Genomic DNA, 10,931 nt, shown 5'->3' on the forward strand with positions numbered 1-10,931 from the left:
AACGGACAATCGTTCGGATTTTGTGCTAAACTTGAGTTATTCCAGAACATAATAAAAGGGGTATCTCATGTTAATTCGTTACGCTCGTCCCGCCATGCAACAAATCTGGTCAATGGAAAACCAGTACAGGACCTGGCTGGCAGTTGAAATCGCCATTGATGAAGCCTGGGCCAAGCAGGGGCTGATTCCCGCAGCCGACCTTAAGGCCATTCAAGACAACGCCAGCTTCGACCTGACGCGAATCGAAGAAATCGAAGCGCAGACGCACCACGACGTAGTTGCCTTTACCCGTGCGGTTTCGGAGACTCTGGGCGACGAGAAGAAGTGGATTCACTACGGTGTGACGAGCACGGACGTGGTGGACACGGCCAACGGTGTGCGGTTGAAGCAAGCAAACACCATTATCCGCGAGGACTTGGCAACACTGCACGAGCTCTTAAAGAAGCAAGCCGTTCAATATAAGGAAACCGTCATGATTGGCCGCACGCACGGTGTGCACGCCGAGCCGACGTCCTGGGGCTTCAAGCTGGCCCGCTGGTACGACGAGATTGGACGGCAGATAAAGCGATTCGAGGAGGTGTCCGCAGCAGTAGAGGTCGGCCAAATCTCTGGTGCGGTTGGGACTTTTGCAAACATCTCACCAGAAATCGAAGAGTATGTCTGTGAGTCACTTGGACTGCAGAACCAGCCCATCTCGAGCCAGGTGCTGCCGCGGGATCTGCACGCCGATTACTTGGCAACAATCGCCCTGATTGGATCATCGCTCGAAAGCTTTGCGACGGAAATCCGATCACTCCAACGCACGGAAATCCGCGAGGTTCAGGAGTTCTTCGATAAGAAGCAAAAGGGCTCGTCTGCCATGCCGCACAAGCGGAACCCAATCGGCTGCGAGAACATCTCTGGTCTGGCCCGCGTGCTGCGTGGCTACCTGGTGCCCGCCTACGAAGACATCACGCTCTGGCACGAGCGCGACATTTCGCACTCATCAGTCGAGCGCATCGTACTTCCGGATGCGACGAGCCTCATAGACTACATGCTGACGCGCTTCACGAAGATTCTCCGCCAGCTCGAGGTCTACCCGGACCGCATGAAGGCCAACCTGGACAAGACCGGGGGTCTTATCTACAGCCAACGTGTACTGCTGAAGCTGATTGACGCTGGTTTGAGCCGTGAAGCCGCCTACGATTTGGTCCAGCCTTTAACCGCAAAGGCTTGGGACGAAGGGCTTTCCTTTGAAACTCTTGTCAAAAAGTCGCCTGAAATTCAGGCGACACTCGACGAGGATGCTTTGTCTGACGCCTTCGATTATCGCTACCACCTTCGCCGTGTCGATGAGGTGTTCAAGCGACTTGGTTTGGCCTGAAAAGCCTTTGATCCAATAAAAAAGGCGCAAAAAGCGCCTTTTTTACTGTTCAAATGGGTAGTTTTCTTGAATATCTTTAGGTAATTTGTCAAATGGAATCGCCCTGACGGCTTCCTCAGATCCCAGTTTCATCGCCGTTTCGTAATACCAGCATTTATAACGTAGCAAATTGTCGACTTGCTTTAAATCGTTTAACTGCTTCTCTACTTGTTCCCGCTGTGTAATGAAAAGATTTTTTCTGTCTTCAAAAGTTTCAGAACCCTGTGTGGTCCAGTCCATGAATTGCTTAATATCGGGAATGGATAGTCCGGACTTTTTCAAACATTCGATCACTTGAATGCCAGCTAGCTCCTGTTCAGAAAATTTCCGAATGCCTGATTCACGTTGCAGTCCGGGGAAAAGTCCCTCGCGATCGTAATATCGAAGGGTTGGAACAGACAGATTTGTTTTCTTTGATACTTCACCAATTGTTAATTTCATTAAATTTCCCCTTTACCTAAAGTTAACTTCAGGGTTTATCATTAACTATGTTAACAGATAAAGCAAAAGAAATGGAGAAACAAAATGGCAATTAAGAATAAAGTTGTTATTATTATGGGCGCTACTTCTGGAATGGGGCGTGCAACAGCAATTAAGTTAAACAAAGAGGGCGCCAAAGTCATGATTTCGGGACGACGTAAAGAACGTCTGGAAGCAATCAAAGACGAAGTGGACTTTCCCGAAAATCTCAGCTACCTTGCTGCTGATGTTGCTAACCCCGACGAAGTTCAGGCTGTCATTGAACAAACAATTCAAGACTATGGACGGATTGATGTCTTGTTCAACAATGCAGGGGTAATGCCCCTCGGGATGTTGTCTGACCCAGACTATAATATCAATGTCTGGAAGAAGATTTTTGATACCAACCTCATTGGTGTTTTGAACGGTATTAAAGCAGTGTTACCACAAATGCAAAAACAACAAAGCGGTCTCGTGATTGCCACTTCTTCGGTTGTCGGTCACGTTGTCATGCCTGCCGGTGCCGCTTATTCTGCATCTAAATACGGTGTTCGTGCCATTATGGAAACGCTGCGTCAAGAAGAAAATAAAAATGGTATTCGCTCCGCCATTGTTTCGCCAGGAGCTACCAATACGGAATTAATTCATTCGATTGGCAACGAGACAATTGAGAAGAATCTTGCTGAATCATTTTCTGGTGATGCGGACTATTCATTACGAGCTGAAGATATCGCCAACGCCATCGCCTACATGGTCGATCAACCGGAACACGTTGATGTGAACGAGATGATTATTCGTCCAAGAAAACAAGAAATTTAATCGAAAGAATCTTAATGAAAAAACGTCAAAAAATCTGTCTAATTTTCATCCCCATTGTCATTATCATTGTCATGGCGGTGTTTTTCTTGGCTCGACAAAATAAGCAGTCGACCGGTCCAAAACCAACTGAAGCAACCGTCTTCTTTCATGGGTACGGATCGTCACGAAACGCTGAAAAGTCAATGAGCCAATACTTAGTAGCCAAGGGTGTATCCAACCGTCGCATCAATGTGACGGTTTCAAAGGATGGACAGGTCGACTTTAGTGGGAAAGCCCAGGCGGGCGATAAAAACCCGGTCTATCTGGTTCAGTTTGTTGATAATCAGAATACGGATTTTGCCAAGACAAACCGCTGGGTGACTGCCATCATGACCCAGCTGCATCAACAGGGCATTCAAACTGTGAATTTGATTGGACACTCCATGGGTAACATGGCCATTGTTTACTATTTGAAAAGCCACGTGCAGCCAAGTAATCAATTACCAACAGTCAAAAGAGAAATCGATATCGCCGGTCACTTTAACGGCTTGAATCGTGAAGAAGCAGCGTTCTCGGACTTGAATGAAAACGGTCAGCCAACACAAGAGACTGCTTCTTATCAGGCTATGGCTGGTCTTGAAAACTATTATAAGAATAATCCGACTAAGGTTTTGAACATCTACGGGAACAGGACGGGATCAACACAATCGGATTCGACGGTTCCGAATAACTCGTCGAAATCGCTGAAGTCCTTCGTTTTCTCGCCAAGTACTTATCAGGAACGGTTGATTTCGGGTAAGAACGCCCAACACTCAAAGCTCCACGAGAATAAAGAGGTGGACGAGCTGCTGGTGAAGTTTTTGACGGATAAGTTATAAATAAAAAGGCAGCCTAGCGGCTGCCTTTTTATAATGTTGTCCGGATCGTGACGATAAAATTATTCGCTTATTGCCCCTAAGGAATCTCGTAAAATGGAATAAAGGGCTTTGGTTGGTCCGGTCGATCCAGCTCTTTTTGTAACCAGAAAGTATCCAACCAGCGACCGTTCTTGAAACCGATTTTCTTGAACTGTGCCACCACTTCATAACCCATGTGCTCATGGAAAGCGATGCTGTTTTGATTCTCACCGGTCACGCAAGCTGTCACATTGACAACGTTTTGTTGCTGCAAAATATCTTCGATTGTTTCATAAAGGAGACGGCCAACGCCTTTTCCCTGAGCTTCGTCGGCGATGTAAACGGAGACTTCAGCCGACCATTGAAAGGCCGCACGTTCACCATAGGGGTGAGCATATGCGTAACCAAGGATTTGATCGTTGTCTTCAGCCACTAGGTAAGGGTAGTTTTGAAGCGTTTCTTGAATCCGGCTTTTAAATTCCAGGACCGAGGGGACTTCATACTCGAAACTCGTCGTGCTGCTTTCAATGTGTGGGCGGTAAATGTCTAATAATGCTGGGGCATCGTCTGTCTTTGCTGTCCGAATCTGCATGGTAAAAGGCCTCCGTTGTGCTCTTATTAATTGATTGTGTTAAATAATATCACATTTCTCTAATCTTTTTATCATTTTCTATTGACTTTCGAAAATCGGGTTGCTATTCTTAATGCAACGAACAACGACAGGAAGAGTAAAAAGTAGCGGTTCCACAGCGAGTCAACTGTTGGTGAAAGTTGATGCTCTTAAGCTTTTGAAAATGGTCCTTGAGTTCTTAGTGAAGGTGAGCAACATGTTAGCCAACGCCGGGTGCGCCCGTTATCGCGTCAGGGTATCGCTATTTTAAGCCGTACCTATCGAGTAGGAAGTAGTGATGCTTTCTAGAATTCAGGGTGGTAACACGATCTTTAGTCGTCCCGTAGTCTTTTGACTACGGGACTTTTTTATTGCCCTAAAAACAAAACGAAGAGGGGAGAAGGAATTTTAGGAAGGGACGTTTAACATCATTAGAAAATAACAAGCAAAACAAGAAACACATGAAGCAGCAAAAAGAGTAGAGGAGTATCACAACATGACAAGAGATTTAAAGAATGAGGTCGTCGCCGTATTGGGAGCCGGTGCAGTTGGGCGTTCATTAGCCGCCGATTGTAAGTTAGCAGGAAACACGGTTCGCTTGTATGACCTGCCAGAATTCGCAAAGGAATCCTTAAAAGACCTGGACAAGTCAGGAATTGAGGTCGAAGGGTTCGAATGGAACAAGTACAACTTCCGCCGGTCAGGCATCGCGCACTTTGACCTGGTCACCGACAACCTTGAAAAGGCCTTAGACGGTGCCAAATATGTCATTGTCGCCGTGCCATCCATTGGACACGACGCCTTCTTTAAAAAGCTAGCACCGGTATTAAAGGATGGACAAATCGTCCACATCTTACCGGACAACTTCGGTTCGTTGAAGTTGCGCAAGGAACTCCGTCGGATTCAATCCGATGTCCGAGTCATTATCGGTGGTTGGTCCAGCACGCCATACGGGACGCGAATCGTGAAGCAAGCAGGAATCGATTCCAAGCGTGTCTTCTTCCGCTACCGGGCCATCTCATTGCGAGGAGCTGCTTTGCCAAAGGCGGATCAGGAAGAATTCTTAGAAAGTTCTCAATCACTTGGTTGTTTTGATTCCGTCACGTTTGGTGATGGTGCCGCCAGCGGTGACACGGTGCTCGACATCGGATTCTCCAACGTGAACCCAACGTTGCACTGTCCAGGAAGTATTTTAGGGGCCGCAGTCATTGAAAACTACGGACGTGTCTTTGGAGGAAACGACAAGTCGGACTTCTCCATCTACTCACACGTTTACACCGAATCTGTCTCGGAAGTTCAATACGCTTTCTACCAAGAAGAGGAACAGTTGGCTCAAAAGATTGGAGTCGAAATGCAACACTACCCAAAGGAAACGTTCTTTTCTCGGTCAAACATCTTGGGACCGGAATACATGGGCGACGGTTCCTTCTCATCCTTTGACGAACAGTTCGAGATGGCCTTTGGAACAGGACCGTTCGACATTCAAAACCGTTACGTGACCGAAGACATTCCGGTCGCTTGCCACATCTACCACGAACTCGGAAAGAAGTTCGGTATTGAAACGCCGGTCATCGACAGCATCATCACGCTAGGTTCAGCCATGCTGCAACGCAACTTCTATGAAGAAGGCGTCACGCTGGATGATCTTGGCATTGGTCAATTGAACCACGACCAGTTGCTGGATTACTTGACGATTGGAACGTATCCGGAAGAAGACCAACAAGAAGTCAGCGCATGATGAATCGAAAGTGCTAGCGACATATGTGGTTGCGCTGCATAGATGAATACGCCGCATAAATAATTGCACGCACATATCATAGCGCCACATACTTGATTGCGTTATCGCGCCGCGTGAAACAAAAGGAGGCAGATATGTCTAACAACCAACAACACAATCGGCACGCATTTGCCGGCTATACCATTGGAATTTTGGCACCGAACCTCGACTACGAAAAGGTCGTCGGTAACGTGGCTAACGCCAATACCTTTGACTTTCCGGTATTATACGAAATCGTTGACCTTGAAATCGAAGCGCTGTTTGAAGGGGACGAAGCATTGACGGAACGGATCGTAGCGGCCGCAAAGAAATTAGAAGCCGCTGGCGTACGTGCCATTGTCGGTGCCTGTGGCTTCTTCGCCAACTTCCAGAACGTGCTCAAAGAGAACGTTGATATTCCCGTCTTCACGTCGAGCTTGCTCCAGGTACCTTTGATTGAAAGTGCTTTAGGAGCTGACCAAAAGATCGCGATCTTTGCTGCAAATGGTGAGAACATTGCGACAACCCTGAAGGCGGTGGGCAATACAAACTTAGACCGCTATATCTTGGTCGACGTGACCCAGTTAGCGGAGTTTGCGCCTATTCGTTACGGGATTGAGCCGTTGGATTCTCACGCTCTGGAGGTCGCTTTAGCCGATTTGGCAAAGGAGACTGTGGAGGAAGATCCTTCAATTGGGGCGGTGCTACTCGAATGCAGTGATCTGCCACCGTATGCCAAAGCGGTGCAGGAGAAAACGGGCCTGGGCGTGTTTGACTTTAACACCTTAATTAACTTCGTTCACCAAACGGTCGAACAAAAACGATACTAAATATTAGACAAATAAAGGAAAATTACTATGACAAAAACAGCAAAAATTATCGCAGCCGCCATCGTCTTGTTGGGCGTTGGCTACTTAAGTTTTGGAGGCCACGAAAAGGCGTCGAGCAACGAAACCGTGACGGTCGGCATCATGGCCGGTGACAAGAAAACCGACGAACAGTGGGACTTGATCAAGAAGAACGCCAAGAAGGAAGGGCTCGACATCAAACTCAAGACCTTCACGGATTACACGCAGCCAAACGCCGCGTTGACGTCAGGAGATATCGACGCAAACGCCTTCCAACATTATATTTTCTTGAATGACTGGAATAAGACACATAAGTCTGATATTGTTCCAGTAGGTGATACGACGCTGTCTTCTGGCCGTCTGTACTCCGACAAGCACAAGAGCTTGGACGAAATTCCAAACGGTGGAACGGTGGCCATTTCAAACACGAAGATCACGCAGGGACGCACGTTGCTCACGTTGCAGGCCGCTGGCTTGATCAAGGTGGACGACAAGGTCAAGGACCCAACGTTGAAGGACGTGGTCGATAATCCGAAGAACCTGCAGTTCAAGGAACTCGGAACGGACCAACTCGTTCGCGTGCTTCCAGAAGTCGACTTGGCATCCCCTGACTCCAGCTTTATTGTTGGTGCGGGTCGCAGCATCAAGGACGCCATCTGGGTGCGTCCGCTTGATAAGAGCCAGCACGACGGGGTGAACATCATCGCTACAACGAAGAAGAAGGCCAAGAGCTCAGCCATCAAGAAGCTCGTGAAGGCTTACCAGTCTGACAACGTGAAGGACTTCATCGATAACAAGGCCAACACGGGTGCCATCGCGGTTTGGGATGACCCTGCCTTTAAGAAATAATTCGCGTTACACTATAAACAGGAGGTTGCCTTATGACAAACGGTGTACAAATTAACGATTTATATGAATTAAAAAGTCTGACCCAACCCGTCTCGGTTGGTAACAAAGCCTATTTTTTACTGAATCGACTGGATCAAAAAGAAAACGACTACCAATCAGACATTTACTCTCTTGATAACAACGGTAATGCCAGTGCACTTACAAAAAATGGTCAAAATTTGGACCCGACTGTCTTCGGCGACCAACTTTTTTACCGACACAAGTTCATCGATTCTGACTTCCAAATCATCCAACAAAATTTGACGACTGGAACGGAAGAAACAATCACGAACGGTCATTCTGTTCAACAAATTCACCTAAACGAGGGGACAAAAAGCTTGTTCTTTAAGACGGTGAAGGAGGGGAATGACCTTGATTCACTTGGTATCCGACACGTGACACGCGTCCAAAACAGCGCCGATGGGGTGGGGTGGTTGCCAGAAAGCAACACTTACGCCTTACAGAAGCTTGATTTAGAAAGTGGGGAAGTGGAAACGGTCTTTGAAAAAGGCGTGGACTTCGACCTCAAGGACGTTGATGCAACAGGAAACACGGTTTTGTACCTGAAGCAGGAAGAGCCGCTTTCTGAAACGGAGCTGGTGGATGCCAAGGGCGTATACGCCTTTGATCTTGAGAAGCAAAGCGAAAGCCTTTTGACCAAAAGCATCCCAAACGGTCTCTTTACGGACGCGCTGTTCTCACCGGATAATAAACAAGTGGCCATTATTGGTTCAACTTACAAGGATTACTCCGCAACAGCGAACCAGCTTTATGTCTATGATTTGGACTCGGAAACGTTAACGAACATCAGTCCGGATGAAGACTTGGATGTCGGTTACGGGCACAACATCGATAGTGACTTGAACCGCAACCGTTCATACCTGGGTGGACGCTGGTTCTCAGACGGTCGTTACGTGTTCCAAGCCTACAAGCATGGGCACAGCCAGCTGTATATCTGGGATGGTAAGAGCTGCTACTTGGTCGATAACCGGCAACGGGACGTCTATGACTTTGCCATCATTGACAACGACAACCTGTTAATTGCGACGTCGACTCCCGAAAAGGCTTCTGAATTGAAGCGCTTGAACCTGGCATCTGATCAGGAAGAGCTGATTTACAATCCAAACGCCGAATACGAAAAGACGCACGCTTATGCCGAGGTTGAGAACTTCTCGTATGCGTCAAAGGACAAGCAAGTGGCCGTGGAAGGCTGGTTGACGAAGGCGAAGACGGACGAAAAGAAGGCACCGTTGATTCTCTATATTCACGGTGGACCGCACTCGGCATACGGGGACACGTTCTTCCACGAGTTCCAGGCGTTGGCGAACGAGGGCTACCACGTGCTCTACACGAATCCACGCGGTTCTTTGAGCTATGGTAACGCCTTTGCGACGGCGGTCATGGGACACTACGGTGAGGTCGATTATGACGATGTCATCGCTGGTTTGGACTATGTGTTAGACAAGTATTCAGACATTATTGATGAAAATGCTCTCTATGTTGCGGGTGGATCATACGGTGGGTTCTTGTCAGCCTGGACGATTTCACACACGGACTGCTTCAAGGCGGCCATCGTGCAACGCCCAGCGATAAACTGGTCAGATTTGTATCTTAATTCAGACATTGGTGTGCGCTTTGTATCCGCCGAGATGGGCTGTGACCTGTACAAGGATGAAGGCGCTGCCGCCTACTACTGGCAAAAATCACCGTTGGCTCACGCAGATAAGATCAAGACGCCAACGCGGATTCAGCACGGTGCCATGGACCGTCGTTGCCCAACAAGCCAGAGTCAGGCGTTGTTCCGTGCCATTAAGCAAACAGGAACACCAGCTGACTACATCTTGTATCCAAACTCATACCACGGCTTGTCCAGAACAGGACAACCAGCACTCCGTATCCAACGATTGAATGATATCGTGGACTGGTTTGAAAAGTGGTAAAGTAGGGCGCTAAGGAATTGAAAGCAAAGCAAAATCACGCACTCTGTATGAAAAGAGGGGCGTGATTTTTGCCATTAAAATGAGGTACCACAAACTGTGCTAAAATTAAGAAAGGGAAAGCAACTGCTTTCAGAGGTAAACAATGAAAATATTAGTTATTCAAGGACACCCAGATACCGAATCATTCACGCACGCAAACGCGTTGAATTACGTAGAAGCTGCTAAAAAAGCTGGTCACGACGTTGCGATGATTGATCTGGCCAGCGAAGATTTCGATCCCGTTTTGGCATACGGTTATCGCAAGCACATGGATGATGAAAGCAAGCCAAACAAATATCAACAAATGATTCAAGAGGCTGATGAACTCGCTATCTTTTATCCAATTTGGTGGGCAGCAGAACCTGCCATTTTAAAGGGGTTCTTTGATCGGGTATTTACGCCAGGTTTTGTGTATAAATACGTATCAGTAACGAAGATTAATCAGCTGCTTAAAGGCAAAACAGCCAAGCTGTTCATCACGAGTCGTGCCCCAGCTGGATTCACGAAATCCTTCTTTGGATCAAACATATATCGCATGAAAAACCTGGTCCTTGGTTTCGTCGGAATCAAGGTGAAGAAGGTGCTCGTGCATGGTGACATGATCACGAAAAAGGATATGTTGGAGAAACGTCAGGCGTTCATGGATCGATGTGCGAAGGAAGTTTGATTTGCTAATCAAGCGACTTTGCTGACTATAAAAGTCAGGCCCGAGCCAAACTCACAGCAAAACAAAAGAACGATCGTCGTGTGAAAACGAGGATCGTTCTTTTTTGGTATACTGATTGTGAATAATCAAATTAATTATATGTTGATTAGAAGCGGAGTGAGAAGTACATGGTTAATCAAAAAGAACAAGAATTTGAGTTAGTGATTACGGCAGACAATATCACTTCAACTGACAAAGAATTTACGATGAACAATCTACGTCTAGGTGACTGCTACAGGGCGGAAGACATTGTCTTCATCAATAAAGACGGTGAAAAGATTGGGCGGGATCGAGAAAAAGGTGAGCACAGAAGCTCAAACCAAAAGGTTCCTCGCCTTGCTTGCCAGATCTTTGAAAAGCAGTTGCAAGCCTTATCCGATAAGGAAAAAGAAGACTTTCCTGTTTGCCGATATTCCTTAACTTCTGAAGTGATTCGGGGTATTTTCCCAAGTAAATAAGCATTCAATGAATACGAAAACGACTTCAAATCCGTTGAAGGCTCATATGTCAAGAAATTGGACAAAAATAAGTGTATAAAATATTTTGAGCTACGTCCGTTAAATACATTCTAATCAATTCATTTGTTTCT

Annotated in this window: 11 protein-coding genes; 9 read left to right on the plus strand and 2 right to left on the minus strand. The window is 46.9% G+C overall.

Going from position 1 to position 10,931, the window contains the following annotated elements; genetic code table 11:
- Positions 1–67: 67 nt before the first annotated feature.
- Positions 68–1,363 carry an adenylosuccinate lyase gene (gene purB, locus NFX39_RS04580; protein WP_252443459.1) on the plus strand — a complete coding sequence of 432 codons (1,296 nt, stop codon included), beginning with the start codon at positions 68–70 and terminating at the stop codon, positions 1,361–1,363.
- 42 nt (positions 1,364–1,405) lie between these two features.
- On the opposite strand, the gene NFX39_RS04585 is transcribed toward purB, so the two are convergent.
- Positions 1,406–1,843 carry a MerR family transcriptional regulator gene (locus tag NFX39_RS04585; protein WP_252443461.1) on the minus strand — a complete coding sequence of 146 codons (438 nt, stop codon included), beginning with the start codon at positions 1,841–1,843 and terminating at the stop codon, positions 1,406–1,408.
- Positions 1,844–1,927: 84 nt separating this feature from the next.
- Here NFX39_RS04585 and NFX39_RS04590 point away from each other — a divergent pair, with 84 nt between their 5' ends.
- Both NFX39_RS04590 and NFX39_RS04595 read left to right on the plus strand, forming a co-directional pair.
- Positions 1,928–2,680 carry an SDR family oxidoreductase gene (locus NFX39_RS04590; protein ID WP_252443463.1) on the plus strand — a complete coding sequence of 251 codons (753 nt, stop codon included), beginning with the start codon at positions 1,928–1,930 and terminating at the stop codon, positions 2,678–2,680.
- Positions 2,681–2,757: 77 nt separating this feature from the next.
- Positions 2,758–3,537, plus strand: a complete 780-nt coding sequence (locus NFX39_RS04595; protein ID WP_252443483.1) for an alpha/beta hydrolase — start codon at positions 2,758–2,760, stop codon at positions 3,535–3,537.
- Positions 3,538–3,613: 76 nt separating this feature from the next.
- On the opposite strand, the gene NFX39_RS04600 is transcribed toward NFX39_RS04595, so the two are convergent.
- Entirely contained in the window at positions 3,614–4,147 is a 534-nt protein-coding gene (locus tag NFX39_RS04600) for a GNAT family N-acetyltransferase (protein ID WP_252443465.1), read from the minus strand.
- Between the two features lie 514 nt (positions 4,148–4,661).
- Between NFX39_RS04600 and NFX39_RS04605 the strand changes: the two genes are divergently transcribed.
- The 6 genes from NFX39_RS04605 (at position 4,662) to NFX39_RS04630 (ending at position 10,800) form a co-directional block, all read left to right on the plus strand.
- On the plus strand, positions 4,662–5,903 hold the full coding sequence (locus tag NFX39_RS04605; RefSeq protein WP_252443467.1) for an NAD/NADP-dependent octopine/nopaline dehydrogenase family protein: 1,242 nt from the start codon (positions 4,662–4,664) through the stop codon (positions 5,901–5,903).
- 134 nt (positions 5,904–6,037) lie between these two features.
- Positions 6,038–6,751 carry an aspartate/glutamate racemase family protein gene (locus NFX39_RS04610; protein ID WP_252443469.1) on the plus strand — a complete coding sequence of 238 codons (714 nt, stop codon included), beginning with the start codon at positions 6,038–6,040 and terminating at the stop codon, positions 6,749–6,751.
- A gap of 27 nt (positions 6,752–6,778) precedes the next feature.
- Positions 6,779–7,618 carry a MetQ/NlpA family ABC transporter substrate-binding protein gene (locus NFX39_RS04615; protein ID WP_252443471.1) on the plus strand — a complete coding sequence of 280 codons (840 nt, stop codon included), beginning with the start codon at positions 6,779–6,781 and terminating at the stop codon, positions 7,616–7,618.
- A gap of 32 nt (positions 7,619–7,650) precedes the next feature.
- Complete coding sequence (locus NFX39_RS04620; protein WP_252443473.1) at positions 7,651–9,597, plus strand: S9 family peptidase; 1,947 nt, start codon at positions 7,651–7,653, stop codon at positions 9,595–9,597.
- A 142-nt stretch (positions 9,598–9,739) separates the two neighbouring features.
- Positions 9,740–10,303, plus strand: coding sequence for an NAD(P)H-dependent oxidoreductase (locus tag NFX39_RS04625; protein WP_252443475.1), 564 nt, complete (start codon positions 9,740–9,742; stop codon positions 10,301–10,303).
- Between the two features lie 167 nt (positions 10,304–10,470).
- Positions 10,471–10,800 carry a hypothetical protein gene (locus tag NFX39_RS04630; RefSeq protein WP_252443477.1) on the plus strand — a complete coding sequence of 110 codons (330 nt, stop codon included), beginning with the start codon at positions 10,471–10,473 and terminating at the stop codon, positions 10,798–10,800.
- Positions 10,801–10,931: the final 131 nt, after the last annotated feature.

It is taken from the genome of Fructobacillus apis, assembly GCF_023893635.1.
Taxonomy (GTDB): Bacteria; Bacillota; Bacilli; order Lactobacillales; family Lactobacillaceae; genus Fructobacillus; species Fructobacillus apis.